At 61.9% G+C, this 17,501-nt stretch carries 17 protein-coding genes, 1 tRNA gene and 1 pseudogene; 7 read left to right on the forward strand and 12 right to left on the reverse strand.

All coding sequences use genetic code 11. From position 1 onward, the window contains the following. Positions 1 to 6: 6 nt before the first annotated feature. The 5 genes from lon to AC3LB0_RS02155 form a co-directional block, all read right to left on the reverse strand. Entirely contained in the window at positions 7 to 2,520 is a 2,514-nt protein-coding gene (gene lon, locus AC3LB0_RS02135; protein WP_488649521.1) for an endopeptidase La, read from the reverse strand. Further along, a complete protein-coding gene (locus AC3LB0_RS02140) occupies positions 2,517 to 2,873 on the reverse strand; it encodes a MerR family transcriptional regulator (RefSeq protein ID WP_488649522.1) in 357 nt (118 codons plus the stop codon). Before AC3LB0_RS02140 ends, lon begins: the two co-directional genes overlap by 4 nt. A gap of 122 nt (positions 2,874 to 2,995) precedes the next feature. Next, the gene (locus AC3LB0_RS02145; RefSeq protein WP_488649523.1) at positions 2,996 to 5,008 is read right to left on the reverse strand and encodes an APC family permease; all 2,013 of its coding nucleotides are present in this window, start codon (positions 5,006 to 5,008) and stop codon (positions 2,996 to 2,998) included. 63 nt (positions 5,009 to 5,071) lie between these two features. Next, positions 5,072 to 5,785, reverse strand: a complete 714-nt coding sequence (gene rsmG, locus AC3LB0_RS02150; protein WP_488649524.1) for a 16S rRNA (guanine(527)-N(7))-methyltransferase RsmG — start codon at positions 5,783 to 5,785, stop codon at positions 5,072 to 5,074. Between the two features lie 53 nt (positions 5,786 to 5,838). Continuing rightward, positions 5,839 to 6,168, reverse strand: a complete 330-nt coding sequence (locus AC3LB0_RS02155) for a metal-sensitive transcriptional regulator (RefSeq protein WP_488649525.1) — start codon at positions 6,166 to 6,168, stop codon at positions 5,839 to 5,841. Between the two features lie 92 nt (positions 6,169 to 6,260). Here AC3LB0_RS02155 and hpt point away from each other — a divergent pair, with 92 nt between their 5' ends. From hpt to AC3LB0_RS02190, 7 genes and pseudogenes are all read left to right on the forward strand, one after another. Beyond that, positions 6,261 to 6,842: a hypoxanthine phosphoribosyltransferase gene (hpt, locus tag AC3LB0_RS02160; protein WP_488649526.1), complete on the forward strand. Its 582-nt coding sequence runs from the start codon at positions 6,261 to 6,263 to the stop codon at positions 6,840 to 6,842. 3 nt (positions 6,843 to 6,845) lie between these two features. Then, a complete protein-coding gene (locus AC3LB0_RS02165; protein ID WP_488649527.1) occupies positions 6,846 to 7,316 on the forward strand; it encodes a hypothetical protein in 471 nt (156 codons plus the stop codon). Between the two features lie 159 nt (positions 7,317 to 7,475). Then, positions 7,476 to 8,867, forward strand: a complete 1,392-nt coding sequence (locus AC3LB0_RS02170; protein WP_488649528.1) for a LabA-like NYN domain-containing protein — start codon at positions 7,476 to 7,478, stop codon at positions 8,865 to 8,867. A 4-nt stretch (positions 8,868 to 8,871) separates the two neighbouring features. Next, positions 8,872 to 10,059 carry a DNA polymerase III subunit gene (locus tag AC3LB0_RS02175; RefSeq protein ID WP_488649529.1) on the forward strand — a complete coding sequence of 396 codons (1,188 nt, stop codon included), beginning with the start codon at positions 8,872 to 8,874 and terminating at the stop codon, positions 10,057 to 10,059. Further along, the gene (locus AC3LB0_RS02180) at positions 10,056 to 11,093 is read left to right on the forward strand and encodes a hypothetical protein (RefSeq protein WP_488649530.1); all 1,038 of its coding nucleotides are present in this window, start codon (positions 10,056 to 10,058) and stop codon (positions 11,091 to 11,093) included. Before AC3LB0_RS02175 ends, AC3LB0_RS02180 begins: the two co-directional genes overlap by 4 nt. Beyond that, positions 11,090 to 11,494 (forward strand): annotated as a pseudogene (locus AC3LB0_RS02185) (acyl-ACP thioesterase domain-containing protein); the annotation flags it as partial. The gene AC3LB0_RS02180 and the pseudogene AC3LB0_RS02185, both read left to right, overlap by 4 nt. A gap of 393 nt (positions 11,495 to 11,887) precedes the next feature. After that, positions 11,888 to 12,592: an HNH endonuclease family protein gene (locus tag AC3LB0_RS02190; RefSeq protein ID WP_488649531.1), complete on the forward strand. Its 705-nt coding sequence runs from the start codon at positions 11,888 to 11,890 to the stop codon at positions 12,590 to 12,592. Here AC3LB0_RS02190 and AC3LB0_RS02195 read toward each other — a convergent pair whose 3' ends face one another. The 7 genes from AC3LB0_RS02195 to AC3LB0_RS02225 all read right to left on the reverse strand — a co-directional run bounded on the left by AC3LB0_RS02195 (position 12,593) and on the right by AC3LB0_RS02225 (position 17,460). After that, complete coding sequence (locus AC3LB0_RS02195; RefSeq protein WP_488649532.1) at positions 12,593 to 13,036, reverse strand: hypothetical protein; 444 nt, start codon at positions 13,034 to 13,036, stop codon at positions 12,593 to 12,595. A gap of 20 nt (positions 13,037 to 13,056) precedes the next feature. Then, positions 13,057 to 13,133: transfer RNA gene (locus AC3LB0_RS02200), tRNA-Arg, on the reverse strand. Positions 13,134 to 13,409: 276 nt separating this feature from the next. Continuing rightward, positions 13,410 to 13,862 carry a peptidylprolyl isomerase gene (locus AC3LB0_RS02205; RefSeq protein WP_488649533.1) on the reverse strand — a complete coding sequence of 151 codons (453 nt, stop codon included), beginning with the start codon at positions 13,860 to 13,862 and terminating at the stop codon, positions 13,410 to 13,412. Between the two features lie 91 nt (positions 13,863 to 13,953). Beyond that, a complete protein-coding gene (locus tag AC3LB0_RS02210) occupies positions 13,954 to 14,586 on the reverse strand; it encodes a peptidylprolyl isomerase (RefSeq protein WP_488649534.1) in 633 nt (210 codons plus the stop codon). A 4-nt stretch (positions 14,587 to 14,590) separates the two neighbouring features. Continuing rightward, entirely contained in the window at positions 14,591 to 15,562 is a 972-nt protein-coding gene (locus AC3LB0_RS02215) for a DMT family transporter (protein WP_488649535.1), read from the reverse strand. A 37-nt stretch (positions 15,563 to 15,599) separates the two neighbouring features. After that, complete coding sequence (locus AC3LB0_RS02220; protein ID WP_488649536.1) at positions 15,600 to 16,313, reverse strand: 1-(5-phosphoribosyl)-5-[(5-phosphoribosylamino)methylideneamino]imidazole-4-carboxamide isomerase; 714 nt, start codon at positions 16,311 to 16,313, stop codon at positions 15,600 to 15,602. 13 nt (positions 16,314 to 16,326) lie between these two features. Beyond that, on the reverse strand, positions 16,327 to 17,460 hold the full coding sequence (locus tag AC3LB0_RS02225) for a GntG family PLP-dependent aldolase (RefSeq protein WP_488649537.1): 1,134 nt from the start codon (positions 17,458 to 17,460) through the stop codon (positions 16,327 to 16,329). Positions 17,461 to 17,501 lie beyond the last annotated feature (41 nt).

Genomic DNA, 17,501 nt, shown 5'->3' on the forward strand with positions numbered 1-17,501 from the left:
GACAGGTCAGCTTGGTCGGCCCGTTGCGTCATGCGAACGGACAGGAATCCGTGGCGGACGCGGCGTGCCGTGGTTCGCTGGGAGCGGCTTCGGCTTGCGGCGCAGGGCATGCTCGAGCACCTGGCCGATCGTCTCCACCGGAATGATCTTCAGCGACTTGCGGATCTCCTCAGGAATCTCCGGCAGGTCCTTCTCGTTCTTCTTCGGGACAAGCACCACGCGCGCACCTGAAGCGTGTGCCGCCAACGCCTTGCTCTTGAGGCCACCGATCGGCAACACGCGGCCTCGCAGCGTGATCTCGCCGGTCATCGCGACCTCTTTGCGAACTGGGATGCCGGTGAGCGCCGAAACGATCGCCGTCGCCATCGTCACGCCCGCCGAAGGGCCATCCTTCGGAATGGCACCCGCTGGAACGTGAATATGGAGGCCAGACTTCTCGAATCGCTCCGGCGCGATGCCGAGCTCTGCGCCGTGCGCCTTAATCCAAGTGAGGGCGGCTCGCGCCGACTCCTTCATCACATCGCCGAGTTGGCCGGTGAGGATCAGCTCCTCGCGCCCCTCCATGACGCCAACCTCGACCGTGACAACGTCACCGCCGACTGGCGTTACGACGAGGCCGGTGGCTGAACCGATTTGGTCGTCGTTATCCATCTCGCCGTACTCATGTCGCTCAGGCCCGAGCCAGGTGGCGAGCCGCTTGGCGTCGACCTCTGGCTTGCGCCCCTTCTTCTCGGCAACGGCGCGTGCCAGCTTGCGCATCACGGTTGCGATCTCACGCTCCGCATTGCGCACGCCCGCCTCGCGCGTGTAGTGACGAATCAAGTGCACCAGCGTCTCGTCGGGGATGATCGCCTGCGCCTCGGTCAGCCCGTGATTCTCACGCTGCTTCGGCAGGATGTAGCGCTTGGCAATCTGCACCTTCTCCGCCTCGGTGTAGCCAGGAATCTGGATGATCTCCATGCGGTCGCGAAGCGGCGCAGGAATCGTGTCGAGCTGGTTCGCGGTGGCCACGAAGAGCACCTGCGAGAGATCAAACTCCACTTCAAGGTAGTTGTCCTGGAAAGTTGCGTTCTGCTCAGGATCAAGCACCTCGAGGAGCGCCGACGAAGGATCGCCACGGAAGTCCGCGCCGAGCTTGTCGATCTCATCAAGCATGAAGACGGGGTTCTTCGTGCCGGCCTGCTTGATTCCCTGCACGATTCGGCCGGGGAGTGCGCCGATATAGGTACGGCGGTGCCCGCGAATCTCCGCCTCGTCGTGCAAGCCACCGAGGCTCATGCGCACGAACTTGCGGCCCATCGCACGAGCGATCGACTTGCCGAGCGACGTCTTGCCAACCCCTGGAGGGCCGGCGAAGCAGAGGATCGGGCTCTTCACCTGCGGCGCAAGCTTGCGCACCGCGAGGTACTCAATGATGCGCTCCTTCACCTTCTCCAAGCCGTAGTGATCGTCGGCGAGCACCTTGGCCGCCTCCTTGATCTCAATGCGATCCTCGGTAGCGACGTTCCACGGCATCGAGATCAGCCAATCAACGTACGTACGAATCACACCAACCTCAGGCGATGCCGAAGGGATGCGGCTCATGCGGTCAAGCTCTTTGAGCGCACGCGACTTGATCTCCTCAGGCATGCCGGAGGCTTCAACCTTCTCGCGCAACTCATTCGTCTCCGCCTGCTGCGGATCCTCTTCGCCAAGCTCGCGCTGAATCGCCTTGAGCTGTTCGCGCAGGAAGTATTCGCGCTGGCTCTTATCCATCTCGGAGCGCACTTCAGACTGAATCTTTCCCTTGATCTCAAGGATCTCAATCTGCCGTGACAAGAATGAGGCGACGTACTTTAGTCGAGCAACTACATCAACCGTCTCGAGAAGCTCCTGGCGCTGAGCGGTCGTCATGTCCGGGGTGTAGGCCGTCATGTCGGCAAGCAGCCCTGGATCACTAATGTTCTTCGCTGCGACAGCCGCCTCCGGTGGCACCGGCGCGCCAGAGGTGACGTACGTCTCCACCTGCGCCTGCACGCTGCGCATCAACGCCTCAACCTCAACGCCGGTGACCTCTGGCGTCTCAACGATGGTTCCCTTCAGCATGAGTGCTGCTCCAGTGGTGTCGAGCGACTTCACCTTGAAGCGACGCTGGCCCTGCACAACGGCGCGGAGCGTGCCGTCAGGAAGGTTCACGACCTGCGCGATCTTGGCGAGCGTGCCCATCGCATGCAGCTGGTCAACCGAGGTGATCTCCTCTTGCTCTGGCTCACGCTGGGTGACCAGGGCGATCCAGCTGCCAGTGGCAGCCGCGGCACGAATCGCTGCGACGCTCTTATCGCGGCCAACCTTCAACGGCGCAACCATCTCGGGGAAGATGACGATCTCGCGCAGTGGGACGAGGGGGAAGGAGCCACGGCCACGCGGCACCACAGTTTCGTCGTCGCTCGCGGCAACAGCCTCGTCGATGGCGAGCTGCTCCTCTTCGTTCAGCTCCTCATCAAGGTCTGCCTGAATCTCTCGCTCGGTTCGCTTGCTCATGCTCGTCCCCTTCCTGCCGCTTCCTGCGGCGCTCGCTTCGCCTCTTCCGCCTGGCCCTCTTCATACAGTCGCTCCAAGATTCGTTCACCGAGCCGCTCCTCAAGCTCGAAGAGGAGCTTGATGCCAGCAAGGTTGACCCCAAAGTCTTGCGTCAGGTGGCGTATCCAGAGGATGCGCCGAAGGTCGTTCTCAGAGTAGAGGCGGATGTTCGACTCGGTGCGGGAGGGACAGATCAGGCCCTCCTCCTCGTATATGCGCAGGGTGCGGGGGTGGACCGCGACGATGTTGGCGGCCACGCTGATCACGTAGACCGGCCGTGCTGGATCGACGCCGGCACCCCCACTCTTCAACACCCAGACAGGCTACAACCTTATCAATACCATTGTCAAGAGAGTTATCCACAGGATGGCAGCCACGGGGGCAAGGACGCCCTCGGTTGAGGGTGATGTGCGGGGGTCGTTGGGGCGGGAGCTACCTACTCGAGGTCGCGACGGTACGGAACGTCGAGGATCACCGTGTTGCGTCGGCCGAGCAGCGTCTCGCGTAGGCGCTTCCCATTGCCGTTGTGCAGGATGCGATCCCACCAGTGACGGCCGGCGTACTCCGGAATCATCACCACGTTGATGCGGCGCTGTTCAGTGGGGAGATGCTCATCTTCACTCTCAACCTCGTCGAGGTAGTGACAGATCGGCTGCACGATCGCGCGGAATGGCGAATCAACTGTAACGAGCCGTACGCCTGGGAAGAGCGCCTCAAATCGCGTCCGAACCTCACGCTCCTCATCGTCGCTGAAGACCACACGGATCGCGGTGAGCTCGCCCGTTGTGCCCTCAAGAATTCGGCCAAGGGTGATCGCGCGAACAGTTGAGCGGTTGATCTCACCAAATGGAGCGAGGATACGCCGTGGGCGATGTGGCGCATCAAACACAATGCCGGGCCTGATTGTAAGTTCTCGTTCGTGGAGGTCGTAGCGATTACGCACGATCTTCATCAAGATAGCGAGCACTGGAATGGCGACGTAAACCAGCCAACCACCTTCGGTGAACTTGTATGTGGTGATGATGATCAAGACCACCGCCGTAATCACGGCTCCAACGCCGTTCAGGACGGCTTTGCCAACCCAGCCATCGTTTCGGAGGCGTCGCCAATGCAGCACCATGCCCGCTTGGCTGATTGTGAATCCGATAAAGACGCCGATTGCATATGCCGGAACGAGCAACGTCACCACGGCATCAGTGCCAACGAGCAACAGCGCCGCAGAGAGTGCGACGATGATAATTCCCACACCATAGGCAAGGCGGTCGCTACGTTGAGCGACTTGTCGTGGCAGATAGCCGTCAACGGCCAAGATGCGGGTGAGCTGTGGGCCGCCATTAAATCCAGTGTTGGCGGCAAGAAGCAAGATACCCGTCGTTGCGACTTGGAAGATTGCGTAGAGAGGGCCGCTCCCGAGCGATGTGCGTGCAATTTGCGAGAGGAGCGTCTCGCCGCCAAGCTCCTGCGGCACCTTGCCGTAGGCAAAGGCGACAAGCGAAATACCAACAAAAAGTGTTGCGAGGAGCACAGCCATGGCGACGAGGGTCGACGCGGCATTCTTTGCCTCGGGTTTCTTGAAGGAGGCGACACCGTTGCTAATCGCCTCCGTTCCAGTGAGGGCAACCGATCCATGTGCGAACGCCTTCAACAGCAAGACTGGCAAGAGGACGGCTCCAGTTTCTTCTGCCTGGAGGACAACACCTTGGCTCCACGTTATCGCCGGATCACCAGTGATGATTTTGAAGATTCCGACTGCAATAACGGTGAACGCACCAGCCACAAAGAGATAGGTCGGGAGTGCGAAAATTCGGCCAGATTCGCGAAGCCCTCGCAAGTTGGCGAATGTGAGAAGGACTAGCGCCCCAAGCGCGAGCTCAAGTCTGATCGGGGTGAGCGACGGAATAGCCGAAGTGATGGCGGCGATTCCCGCCGCGGTGCTCACGGCTGCGGTGAGGATGTAGTCGACGATCAGGCTCGCACCCGCGATGAGTGAGGGCCAGGTGCCCAGGGTGCTCTTCGCCACGGCATACGCACCACCACCGTTTGGGAATCCGAAGCAGACCTGGCGGTAGCTGATGGCGATGATCCCAAGGAGGAGGCCGATCCCTAGGGCGACAAAGGGCCCGTAGATGAGGAAGCTCGCACCGGCGCCCACGAGAACCAGCAGGATCTCTTCGCTGGCGTAGGCGCTTGATGAGATGGCGTCCGACGAGAAGATTGGGAGCGCTAGCTTGCGGCTCAGGCGCTGCTCACCCTCCTCGGCGTTGGAGATGGGTCGGCCGAAGAGCGCCCGCTTCGCAGCATGGGTGGCCTCGCCGACCACACCAAGGTCGGTTGCGACACTCCCGGCCTCAGAGGCGACGAGGTGGTCTGGCGAAGGCTCGACAAAAAGCTCTTCGCCGTTGTGGTTGTGGTGCCAGTCGGGCTTTCCCTTCTGTTGGTCAGAGGTCATCGTGATTCACTGCGCCTTTCCCATCGATTCAGGGGTCCCTGAGGGTTTCTTATCGCCTTAATCCTATACCCGCGCTCGCACCCGCTCCGATTCGTGCGGAGTGACGCGCACAAGAAGCGCCCCCTCTAGTGCGGCCACGTTCACCGGAATCACCTCAATTGCACTGGATCCAATGAAAGAGGAGACGGTGCTCAGCTCTGCATCCCAGCCCTCTCCTGCACGCTTCCATGCGAGCAACGAGCCTGTTGGCGTGAGAATTGGCGCTGCAAGTCGAATCAGTTCACCGAGTGGTGCGATCGCTCGCGCAGTGATTAGATCGAACCGAACGCCGCCCCCTTGCGCTAAATCTTCAGCGCGCGCATGAGCGACGCGCAGCCGCGGAACAAGTCCGCTTGCTGCGGTGACCGCTTCAAGAAAGTGCGCCTTCTTGCCGATGGATTCAATCAGTGTCATCGAAAGACTGTCGTGACGCGAAAGCAGACGCGCCGCCAACGGCACGCCAGGAAACCCACCACCAGAGCCAAGGTCAGCAATCTTTCCGCCGTTCGGCAGGAGTCGCTCAATGTGCGGCGTAGCTACCAGCGAATCAAGGAGATGCCGCGTCGCGCGTTCGAGCGGATCGCTGACGCGCGTGAGGTTGATTGCCGGGTTCCATGCATCCAGCAGTCGCAGGTGCGCAGTGATGAATGCAGTCTCGGCAGCAGAGAGTTCAGGAAGTGAGGCTGCAGAAAGTTGGCGTGCAAGCTCATCGAGTGTTTCGCGTTCGGTTGGCGGCAACGCACTCGGGTCAGTAGGGAGTGGTGCGCGTTCTGGGGGCGTTGTGTTGGAGTTCAGTCGCTCGCTCCGCTCTTTGGCGTGGCGCTGCGCGCCGGGCGGCCCATGGAGCGACGCACCACATCGAGCACCTCTTCAATGGATTTCTCGGCGTCGCCCTTCTCGGCGGCATCTTTCATGCAACCGCGGATGTGGTCTTCAAGGATCAAGAGGCCGAGCGCGTCGACGGCGGCGCGCAGCGCGGCCGTCTGCTGCAAGATGTCGACGCAGTACTCCTCGCGGTCGACCATGCGCGCAATGCCGCGCACCTGTCCCTCAAGTCGCCGCAGGCGATTAAGGAGGACCTTGCGGTCTTTTGTGTAGCTATGCCCGACATGTTCTGCCATACCCCCTGAGAGTATCTGATCACGCTGCGATGCTACGATTCAGCCGCAGAGCGGCAGGCCCCAGCCGGGGCGCCAAGTGGGGAGGAGCAACCATGGCGGCGAGCCAGAACCCGCACGACGATATCGAGTCGGTACTGATTACCGAGGCGGCGATTGTCGCGCGCGTGCGCGAGCTCGGCGCAGAGATCGGTGCGGCATATGCGGGGAACGATTCACTGATCCTCGTCAGCGTGCTGAAGGGCGCCATCGTCTTTGTTGCCGATCTCATGCGCGCCATTCCAGGGAAAGTGCAGATTGACCTCATGGAAGTCTCGTCGTACGACGGCGGCAAGAGCACCGAGTCGAGCGGCACCGTGCGCATCCTTAAGGACCTCTCGGGAACCATCGAAGGTCGTGACGTGCTGATCGTCGAAGACATCATCGATACGGGAATCACCTTGAACTACCTCACGAACTACCTCGCAGGAAAGAACCCGCGCTCGGTGAAAATCGTCACCCTGCTCAGCAAGCCCGCGCGACGAGTGGTTGATATCCCAGTGCAGTGGATGGGCTTTGAGATCCCCGACAAGTTCGTGGTTGGCTACGGACTCGACTTCGGCGAGCAGTACCGCAACCTGCCCTACGTCGGCGTACTGAAGCCCTCGATGTACACCTCGACCCCTGGCGAGGAATAGCCTGTGAAGCCGATCGGCCGTATCCAATCAACCTCTGGAAATCTCTTCCGACGAAGCTCAGGTCGACGCCTGAGCGGCATCGGCGCCGCAGGCGTGGTGCTTGGCGCACTGCCCGCCTGGTGGACGCTCGCCGCCCCCGGCGTACCCGCAACGATGGGGAACGCCTTCGATACCTACGGTGCAGCCGGGTTCTTTGTTGCTCTCGCCACCCTCTTCCTGTTGATCGCCCCAGATGCTTTCGGCGAGCAGCTGCGATTCGATTGGTGGCCCGTCCATGTGGGGCTCGTGACCGCCGCCTCCATCGGCTTGGTCGCCACCCTCATCGGAGCTGCGGTCACTGCAACTGGGTATGACCTGCCCCTCTCTTTCGTCTTCGGGATCGACCGCGCCCCTGGCCTCTGGATCACCCTCATCGCACTGGGAGTCTGGATCTCAGGTGTCGCTCAGATAGTCGACGCGCGAGACGACCGCTAAGCGCGGCTCGTGCTCAAAAGGGGGTGCCGTGCCTCCACCTGCTAGGGTGTGTATGTGCAGCCGTGCGCTCCGACGCGCGGGCAGGAGGCCGATACCGGCCCAGCCCCGTCGTAGCAGCGCACGCCACGTTATCTACTAAGAAACCAGAGGTACAAAGTAATGTCACGTAATGTCGCTATTTTCGTAGACGTCGCAAACGTCTTCTACGCAGCAAAGGCTGCAGGCGTTGACATCGATTACGTCACGCTTTTAAAGACCCTTACGGCGAACCGCGATCTCGTTCGCGCCTACGCCTACACCGGTCTTGATCCAGACAATGAGAACCAGAAGGCCTTCCACAACTTCCTCGCACGCAACAACTACAAGGTTGTGAGCAAGGATGTTCGCAAGTACGGCGATGGCCGCTTCAAGGCAAACCTCGACATTGAACTCGTGGTCGACCTTGTGCGCCTTGCGCCAAAGCTCGACATTGCAGTCGTCATCTCTGGCGACGGCGACTTTGCACCAGCAATCCGTGCGGTGCAAGACATGGGTGTTCGCGTCGAAGTCGTAAGCTTCCGCGCAAACACCAGCAGCGACCTCGTTGAAGTTGCTGACCAATTCATTGAGATCACCACGATCGCCAAGGTTGAGGCGGGCGCACGAAGCGGTCGCCGCGTTGCCGCCGAAGGCGAAGAGGATCTCTCCATGACAGAGGTTCCCGACAAGCAGTCCGAGGCACCAGCACGACCACGTCGCGTTGGCGCAGCGCCTGAGCGCGAACGAGTTCGCGGCGGGCGCACCACACGGACCGCAGCACCACGCATTGGCACACCGGTGCGCCGCTCGTCAACAATCCGCGTCGGCGACACAATGGTCGACGCTGACTCGATTGAGACACTGACACTTGACGATCTCGGGCCAGACGACCTCGCCGCAGGTGCTGAGACATCACCACACAACCACGAAGGCGCGGCTGCGTTCGGTGAGGACGGCCCACGTCGTCGTCGTCGTCGCGGCGGTCGCGGACGTCGTGGTCGTGGCGGAGTTGGTGGAGACTCACTCGACGGCATTGAGACGATGACGCTCGACGACGCTGATGATGGTGCGCCAGGTGGCGTTCCTGAATATCTCGCCACGGAGCGACGCAGCGCAACGGGTCGCGGACCGGTGCGCGCTGCACGGCAGCAGCTCGGCTCCGGCCCATCGCGAATCGCTGACGAAGTTGCTCGCTCACACAAGGACGACACGATTCGTTCAGGTGCGAGCTACAACGACGCCGATGATGGCATCAGCGATGTATCGCCAGATGTGGCCGCGCTCTTGCAGTCCCAACTTCAGGCGACTGGCCGATCGGCAAGCGAGTCGGCGGCATTCAACGGCAAAGAGGCACCTGTGAGCGGCAAGGGTCGTTCGCGTGGCGGTCGACCGGCACCGAAGAGTGCTGCGAAGCCTGCCGCGAAGCCGGCCGCAAAGCCTGCAGGACGCGTTGCCTCCAAGCCCGCCGCGAAGGTTGCCCTCGTAAAGAAGAGCACCACGCGGCCAAAGGCTAAGGGGAGCAAGGGAGCCTAACGAGATGGCGCGGGCGGTCTCAACGCCGTCTGACGCCGCTCACCCTGCGCGCCGCCCAGCACGCTTTGCAACCCGCGGTCACGACGCCGCTGCGGCGCACCTCGCCGCACTGCTCACCGAGGCACCACCGCACGCCCTGCTGATTGTCGGCCCGCGTGGCGCAGGTGCAGGCACACTCGCCCGTGACGCCGTCGCAACGCTCATGTGCGGCGCGCCAGTCGACGGCGGCCCCTGTGGCGCCTGCCGCGCCTGCCGCCTGATCGCCTCAGGAAGCCATACCGACCTCGTCGTTATCTCCCCAACTGGCGTGTCAAACACGATCAAGATCGACCAAATCCGCGCCCTCGCCGCTGGTCTCGCCCTCTTCTCGGTGGAAGGGGGCCGCCGAATTGCGCTCATTGAACGCGCCGACCTCATAAACGAAGATGCGCAAAACGCGCTACTCAAGACCCTCGAAGAGCCACCATCTCGCACCCACGTGATCCTCGCGGCCGCGGAAGATTCACGGCTCATGCCAACCATTCGCAGTCGCTGCGCGGTGATCCGTATCGGCCTTCCAGACGCGAACCAGGCGAGTGAGCTGCTCGCCGAACGACTCGGCGTTGATGCGCCAACAGCGGTGCGGCTTTTGCGCATGTCGTCTGGTCGCCCCGGGCCACTCATTGATGCCGAAGCAACAGGCGACGCGGCACGCGCACACGCGCAGATTCGCCGACAAATTCTCGACTTCACCGCAACCTCACCGCATGCGCGGCTCGGCCAGCTTGGCGCGCTGGTCGCCGATGCGCGCGCGATCCTGGTTGCGGGCGCTGATGACGGCGACGCGGCTGATGGCTCCGAGAGTGAAGATGGCAGTGATGACGCGCCAGATGTTGATGCCGATCCAAAGAAGAAGAGTCCAGCGAAGCGCAGCGGCAAGCCGACACCTGCAGAGCGCCGCGCCGCTGCAACTGAACTGTTGCGCCTCTGGCGTGGCGTGGCCCGTGATCTTGCACTGGTGAGCGTCGGTGCGGTAGACCAGATCGCCTTCCCTGAAGACCGCGCAGAGATTGAGGCCGTTGCACACAAACTCCCAACTGCAACCTGGGGTGAGGCGTTACGCACCATCGATAAAGCGCTCAACGCACTCCGTCGTAATGGCAACCCAGAACTTCTGCTCGATGCGGCAGCGCTCAGCTGGCCAACGCTATGAGTGGCAACGCACTCACGCATCAGCGAGAGCTGCTCGCGCGACTCGTTGCACTCGGCGAAGAGGTTATCGACGCACTCGATCACACGAACGTCGTATCAACACTTGGTGAGGAGGAGCTCAATCGTGCAATCGGTGCCATCGGTGATCGCGCACTTCCCGATGCCGCGACAGCCGCACTTGCATCCGTTGCCGCCAGTATTGAGCGCGTCATCGCTGCAAACGATCCACACCGCGCCATTGATTGGATTGGGATGCAGCCGCGACTTGTGCTGACACTCCTGGCAGCCACGCTGAACCCTGCAAGCCTGCCGAAAGATGTTGTTCCGCAAAGTGTCGGCATAACGGTTGCATCGCGGATCCCTGCGGGGATCTCATTCAGCGATGCGCCACGCGACGGCCGCGCCGTGGTGTACTCAGGGATCCAAGCTGATCCGATACTGCGTCCGCTTGCAGTGGCGATTGCGAACGCTACGCCCGCTGAGCGTCTTATTGCTCGAGCAGTGATGAACGATCCAGAGCCAACGACTGCAGAGACAGCGGCGCTCTTCGCCGCACTCCCATCACACCGCACCACCACAGACCCGTTAGTCGTTGGCGCACTAGCAATTGGCGGCAAGGCACAAGCTTCCAACGCGCAATACCGCGGCGCGGTCGTTGAGGCAACCACCGCTGAGATGCTGCGCCGACGCCCGATGCTTGCTAACGATGCTGATCGCCTAGTGCGACGCGAGCGCCGCTTCGCCATTGACGGCGTCTCTGCCGACCCGCATCCGTTTGACGTTACCGTCGAGGCCGGCCCTATTCCAGAGCTGTGGGACTGCAAGTGGGGGGCCCGCGGCATTGACGCCAGTCTCCTCGCAGAACTTGAGGATGCCCGCATTCGCGCCGCTGGGAGCAGCGCGCGCATCGCTATTGGTGTTGTGGCATTTGATACCGCCGCGATCGTGGCTGCACGCCTCAGCATCGTGCGTGCTCCACGCGAGAAGACGCGATTCATCACCCTCGAAACCCTCGGACGTCTGGCGGCTGGATGAGCCTCGCCGACCGACTTACCCCTGGCCTCTCCCCGGATGAGGCCCGCCTCCCGGAGCACGCCCGCTACCGCGACGAGGGCCGCTCCGTGCGCTTCGATGAGTGCAGCCGCGCCGGCACCATGCGCGCCGCGGCAGTGCTCCGCCACGCTCAGGACCTCGCTTGGCAGCACAGCGAGACGCTTGAGTACGGCCGCGCCTGGTATGAGTCGCGCGGCGTCGGCTGGGTGGTTCGCAGCGTCGACCTACTCATCGATGAGCCACCTCGCTCCAACGAGGCCATGACGGGCACTACCGCCCTGGTCGGCTTCCGGCACGTAATGGCGCGACGCCGCACACGCCTCTTCGGCGGCGCTGGCCGCGTGATCGCCGACGCCACCATTGACTGGGTGATGACCGACCAGAGCGTACGACCGGTCCGCTTCCCCACGGAATTTGAACCATTCGTCAAGGAGGTCGGCGCCACCTTCACACCCGAGAAGATCCCTGTGGAGCCAACCGATACACCAGGCGTCACTGTGACCGTGCCGCTACGCGTCGCCGACTTCGATCCGCTCGGCCACGTGAATAATGCCGCTTGGCTCGAGATTGCCGAAGAGGCGCTCAACGCAGCTTCACCGGCACAACTCGACGCACCACGCCGCCGCATTCGGCTGGAGTACCTTGGCCTCACAACCAGCGCAACCGTGCGCTGCACCGTTCGCGCCACCGCGAACGAGGCACGCGTCGATATTCACGATGGAAGGGGCACTGCGCTCGTTCGCGCACTCTTCGACGTAGTCGCCTGATCTAATCTGATGAACTCTCGCATTGCTGTCGCGCTACTCACCCTTCTTGTAAGCGCAACGCTCGCTGTGCCTGCACCGGTCGGCGCGGCTACGAGTGCCGCCAAAGCGTGCAAGATCAACAACACCAAACTCGGTTTGCTCACCGCACTCGACTGCGTGCCAGTTGCAGAAGAGCACATTGGCGGCTATGACCGTAAGCTCTTCAAGCATTGGGTTGATGCAAATGGCAACGGCAAGAACACCCGTGCAGAGGTGCTAATCGCTGAATCCCTGATCTCTGTGCGTTTTACCTCAACGGGCAAGACAGTAAGTACGGGAAAGTGGCTGAGCCTTTACGACGGAGAAACATGGACACTTGCCTCTGACGTTGATGTTGACCATGTTGTGGCGCTCGGTGAGGCGTGGCGATCAGGCGCATGGAAGTGGTCTGCCTCGCGCCGACAGTCGTATGCAAATGACATAGGGGTTGCATGGACGCTGCGCGCAGTGACCGATAACGTGAATCAGTCGAAGAGCGACGACGATCCAACCTACTGGCTCCCACCACTTGAATCGGCAAACTGTGTTTATCTGGCGGAGTGGGTCGCCGTAAAAATTCGTTGGAAGCTCACTGTTGATGCAGAGGAGCGCCAGGCAATCCGCGACGGCTGGCTTGATGCTCGCTGCTTTGCGCTCGGCAAGCCACCGGTGGTTACGGTAAAGATCGCACCGTAGCTAGAGGCCGAGGTTCGGTCCGTCTCCACCCTTACGCCCGCGACGACGCTTCTTCTCAGGCGCAGCACCCTTGCTTGGCATTCCAATCTCGACCGGTTTAATCGGTTTGCGTAGGCCACCGCGCGCCTGTGCTGCAGCAACCGCCGCAGATGGTGCAAAGCCAGATGGCGTCGGTGGCATCTCTGTGCGTTGTCGTGGCGCGGGTCGATCTGGTCGGCGCACGACGATCGAACCCTGTGGCGCGCGACGCAGCTGGCGCACCCCCTCGCGCGGTTGTGCGCGATAGGCGATCAGCCAGAGGAGTCCGAGCGCTGCAGGAACATAGAAGAGGCGCTCGTCGGTGCCACTGAGGCCAACAACCACAGCGCCAAGGTTGACGGCTGCAGCAACAAGCAAGAGCGGCCGGCGCAGCAGCGGAACAGCGACGAGATCTTGGTCTGCCATGGGGAGGAGTCTACTCCGTGTGGTGCGCCCGACAGGATTCGAACCTGCGACCTTCTCCTTCGGAGGGAGACGCTCTAATCCACTGAGCTACGAGCGCGAGGGGTGGCGAGTTTATCAGGGGCGTGAGGGCCAAAAAGGCTAGAGAAAATAAATGAGGCGACCCCCTTTGACAGGAGTCGCCTCAAGCCGATCCGCTTGTGGGACGAACAAGTCAGCCCCGCCCGCAACGCTCAAAGAGCATCTATCACGTCGCCTATAGCGACTACCCTAACCCACCTACCCATGGTCTTTGAACAAGAACAGCTGAGAAGAGAATACCTCCTGGAGGGTCGGATTCCAACCCCCCTGGCACACCTTGTGCCGAGAGCGGGGGTTAGGCGATCGTCACCGTGGTCATCTTGACCGGCTCCAGTGGGCGGTCACCTGGGCCTGTGGCCCCCTTGGCGATCGCGTCGACCGTGGCGAGCCCTGAGGTGACCATGCCGAAGACCGTGTACTTCGGCGGCAGGCTGGCAAGGTCATCGAGGCAGATGAAGAACTGGCTCCCGTTCGTGTTTGGCCCTGAGTTGGCCATCGCCACCGTGCCGCGGGCGTAGCCCATCGTCACCGGCTCATCGTCGAACTTGTAGCCTGGCCCGCCCATGCCGGTTCCATCAGGGTCGCCGCCTTGGATCACGAATCCCGGAACAACGCGGTGAAAGATCACCCCGTCGTAGAAACCCTTCTTCGCCAGGGTCACAAAGTTCTCAACGGTCTTCGGTGCCGCGTCGTCCAGAAGTTCAATCTCAATGACGCCGGCGGTCGTCTCAATCTTGGCGGTTGCCATTCCATCACTCCTCTGTGGCGCAAGGCCACGTGGTCGGCTGGTGCCGACGATGTGCAGAGTTTACCCGCGAATGATCAGTTGCGCGGAGCAGCTACGGCGCGGAGGGGGTGACCGTGGTTGAGATGATCTTCGGAGGATCAATCGGGCGGTCTTCCCCATTGCGCTCGAGTGCGGCAATGGCGTCAACCACATCCATGCCGGAGATAACCTCGCCCATGATCGCGTAGGTGCGAGCGCTCTCAAGTGGGCCCGCTGCAGCGTCATCCAGGATGACAAAGAACTGACTCCCTTGCGAGTCTGGCTGACTCGACCGCGCCATCGCAATCACACCGCGGCGATACGTGCCAAGGACTGGCTCGTCTTTAATAAAGTAGCCAGGGCCACCCGAACCGGTGCCCGTTGGGTCGCCACCCTGAATCACAAACGGCGTGCCGTCTTCCATGTAGGCGATGCGGTGGAAGATCACGTCGTCGTAGAAGTTGCAGCTCGCAAGTGCGGTCAGGTTGCTCACTGCGATGGGCGAGTTCTTCACCGCAAGCCGCACCACAAATGTGCCGAGTGATGTTTCAAACGCAATATCATTCGACGCTTCGGTGTTCAACGTTGCGGGTTGAGACGATGGGCAGCCATTTGCGTTTGTTGACGCGCTTGGCGATGCATCGGCGCCACACGCACTCAGCGTGAGCGCTGCGGTAAGTGCAAGCGCTACAACGGTTGTGCGCATGTTGCTACGCATTCAATCGGCGAGCGGTGCGCAGAATGGTGACGGTCATTGCGGACATCAAGAGCACCTGGCCGATAACGACCTCAATCGTAGGGATCTGATTGAGGAGCAGCGCTGCAAGAATTGACGCCGTTGGTGGCATGGCGAGGGCGCCGAGTGAGCCAGTGGTGGCGCTTGTTGCGCGAACTCCCGAGACAAAGAGCGCATAGGCAAGACAGGTTGCGATGAGTGCGAGGTAGGCAAACTGCAGCCCTGGAAGAAGAAGATCTTTTCCGGCAAGCTCTGGGAGCTTTACTCCAACGACGGACGAGACCACCGACAGGACGGCAAATCCACCGGTTGCAGATAGCGCGACAAGTTCAAGAGGGTGAATGCCTGCTGCGAGTCGACGCACGAGCACGATGTACGAGGCATAGCCAACCATGCAGGCGAAAGACCAGAGAATTCCAGCTTGGAACGTTGCGGGATTAGCAGTGGCTGCGCCATTGAGGGCAATGACGACGGTGCCGATTGCAGCAAAGACGATTGCGCCAATGATCATGCGGTCGGGTCGCTCGCGAAGTAAGACGACGCTGAGTGTGGCGACAAGTACTGGGGCGAGGCAGAGTTCGATCGCCGTGGCGATGCCAACGCCGGCGTTCGTGACCGCTTCAACGTAGGCGTATTGGAAGAACGCCTGAACAAGCCCGAGGCCGAGCCCGAGCCCAAGCACTCGCCCAGGGAGGCGGAAGGCGCCGCGGCCGAGCAGGATGCGCGCCGTGATGGCGGCGGCTGGGGCGGTGATCGCAAGGCGTACGACGACCAGCACGAGGGAGCTGAGCGTGCTCGGACCCCCGTCAGCGCCAGGGAAGGCGGCCTTGAGCTGGCCGGTGACAACGCCGATCGTGCCCCAGAGGATGCCCGTGAGGATGACGGCGCCGAGCCCCGCGAGGGGGCTCAACGCGAGTGGCTCGCTGATGCGTTTTGCAGTTGCCATGCGGGGGAGTCTACGCGAGGCGCGCAGCGTGTGCTCGCTACTGCGCGGGGTCAGAAATCCTTGAGGCTTCCTCAAAATCGATCGCGCCCGAGAGGAGCGCCTCACCCAAGATCAGGGTGGCGACCCCAGCATCGCGGAGTCGGCGCACGCCATCAAGGTCGCTTACACCTCCAGCAACGCTCAACTCCATCCCTGGCTGACGCGCCGCGAGGTTCGCAAACGCCGCGCTCTCGCTCGCGTTACCACCGTGGCTCAACACGATGCGCGTTACCCCTGCGGCAGCGAGTTCATCGATGAGGCTCTCCGCTGTTGGCGCGCTTGAGCGCTTCCAATTAAACGATGCAATTCGCTCAGGCCGTGGATCAAAGCCAACGGCGAGCCAATCACCCGCGGCGGCGATGCATGCGGCGAGTCGCTCTGGCTCATCAATGAGCGCGAGAGAGATCACTGCCCGCGTTGCTCCCGCGGCAAACGCGATACGAATAGCCTCGGGCGACTCTAGCCCGCCCGCAACCTGCAGTGGCGTTGCCACGAGGCTTGCAACTGCACCAATTGATTCAATGTTGATCGGTTCCGCCGCACGAGCGCCGTCAAAGTCCACCAGGTGGATCAGTGTTGCGCCGCGATCAACAAAGTGACGCGCAATGCGCGCTGGCTGATCTGTTGGTGCGCCAATACCGGTTGCAGCGCCAGGCCAGAAGACAATGCGGGAGCGACCCTTCTCAAGATCAATTGATGGAACGATGCGCATCGGCTGCGCTGCGCTACGCGGTTTCGGTCAGCGCCGCAGCAGTGGCCGCGATTGTCTTGGTGATCTCTTCATCGCCAATCCCATAGTGCGTTACCGCGCGAACCTGTCCGTGCGTATACGCAACCATTAGTACGCCACGCTTCTCTAATGCGTCAAGGAAGCGCGTTCGCCGCGCAATGCCGCCAGTAACCTTAAAGATCACAAAATTCGTGACGACGCGAGAGGGGTCCAGCCGCTCGCCTTCTCGCTGCGCATTGTGTCCTGGGGAGATCACATCCGGCAGCCCTGCGATCTCGGTCGCCAGGCGACGTGCGTTGACGTGATCCTCAGCGAGCCGCTTCACCGTGCCCTCTGGACCATCAGAGAGTGCGACCAGGCCGGCAGCCGCAAGCACACCCACCTGTCGCATGCCACCGCCAAGCAGCTTGCGCGCGCGTCTTGCCTTCCAGATGAACTCTCTGCTGCCAACGACAACACTGCCGATCGGTGCAGCGAGTCCCTTGCTAAGGCAGAAGGTCACACTGTCAGCATCAGCAACGAGCTCACGTGCAGAGACGCCGAGCCCGACAACCGCATTGAAGAGGCGCGCGCCATCGACGTGGATCGGAATGCCAGATGGCTTCAGCGCCGTGCGAAGCTCGCGCATGTAGGCGGGAGTTACTGGCCGGCTGAACGTATGGGCGTGGCAGTTCTCGACGATGACGAGCGAGGTGATGGCGCTGTGTGGGTCGGATGCGTCTTGAATCGCCTCAAGGACATCGGCGACTGGCATCTCTCCGTTGGGGTTCTCTTGGACTAGTCGAAGTCCAGCGCCGGCGACTACGGCGTAGTTAGCCGCCTCGTCGTTTGGGATATGCCCTTCGGCGGGGGTGATGATCTCGCCGCCACGTGGCACATGGGCCATGACAGAGACGAGGTTCCCCATGGTGCCCGAGGCGACGAAGAGACCTGCCTCTTTACCGAGCAGGGCGGCGGCACGCTCCTCTAGGGCAGCGACGGTTGGATCGTCCTCAAAGACGTCGTCGCCGACCTCCGCCTCGGCCATGGCGCGGCGCATCTCAGGGGTTGGGTGGGTGACCGTGTCGGAGCGCAGGTCGATACGGCCAGCCCCGCCGCCTCGTGATGCTGCGTCTGATCCATATCCCATAGTCGGATCCTACCCCCTCTGGTAGGCTTCGCAGTCCTGAC

This window comes from Candidatus Limnocylindrus sp. (assembly GCF_040397235.1).
GTDB lineage: Bacteria > Chloroflexota > Limnocylindria > Limnocylindrales > Limnocylindraceae > Limnocylindrus.

Coding starts and splice junctions, on each gene's coding strand:
- AC3LB0_RS02175 (WP_488649529.1), top strand. CDS start 8,872: ATGGCGCGGGCGGTCTCAACGCCGTCTGACGCCGCTCACCCTGCGCGC.
- AC3LB0_RS02220 (WP_488649536.1), bottom strand. CDS start 16,313: ATGCGCATCGTTCCATCAATTGATCTTGAGAAGGGTCGCTCCCGCATT.
- AC3LB0_RS02170 (WP_488649528.1), top strand. CDS start 7,476: ATGTCACGTAATGTCGCTATTTTCGTAGACGTCGCAAACGTCTTCTAC.
- AC3LB0_RS02195 (WP_488649532.1), bottom strand. CDS start 13,036: ATGGCAGACCAAGATCTCGTCGCTGTTCCGCTGCTGCGCCGGCCGCTC.
- AC3LB0_RS02205 (WP_488649533.1), bottom strand. CDS start 13,862: ATGGCAACCGCCAAGATTGAGACGACCGCCGGCGTCATTGAGATTGAA.
- hpt (WP_488649526.1), top strand. CDS start 6,261: ATGGCGGCGAGCCAGAACCCGCACGACGATATCGAGTCGGTACTGATT.
- AC3LB0_RS02155 (WP_488649525.1), bottom strand. CDS start 6,168: ATGGCAGAACATGTCGGGCATAGCTACACAAAAGACCGCAAGGTCCTC.
- AC3LB0_RS02210 (WP_488649534.1), bottom strand. CDS start 14,586: ATGCGCACAACCGTTGTAGCGCTTGCACTTACCGCAGCGCTCACGCTG.
- AC3LB0_RS02215 (WP_488649535.1), bottom strand. CDS start 15,562: ATGGCAACTGCAAAACGCATCAGCGAGCCACTCGCGTTGAGCCCCCTC.
- AC3LB0_RS02225 (WP_488649537.1), bottom strand. CDS start 17,460: ATGGGATATGGATCAGACGCAGCATCACGAGGCGGCGGGGCTGGCCGT.
- AC3LB0_RS02180 (WP_488649530.1), top strand. CDS start 10,056: ATGAGTGGCAACGCACTCACGCATCAGCGAGAGCTGCTCGCGCGACTC.
- AC3LB0_RS02145 (WP_488649523.1), bottom strand. CDS start 5,008: ATGACCTCTGACCAACAGAAGGGAAAGCCCGACTGGCACCACAACCAC.
- lon (WP_488649521.1), bottom strand. CDS start 2,520: ATGAGCAAGCGAACCGAGCGAGAGATTCAGGCAGACCTTGATGAGGAG.
- AC3LB0_RS02190 (WP_488649531.1), top strand. CDS start 11,888: ATGAACTCTCGCATTGCTGTCGCGCTACTCACCCTTCTTGTAAGCGCA.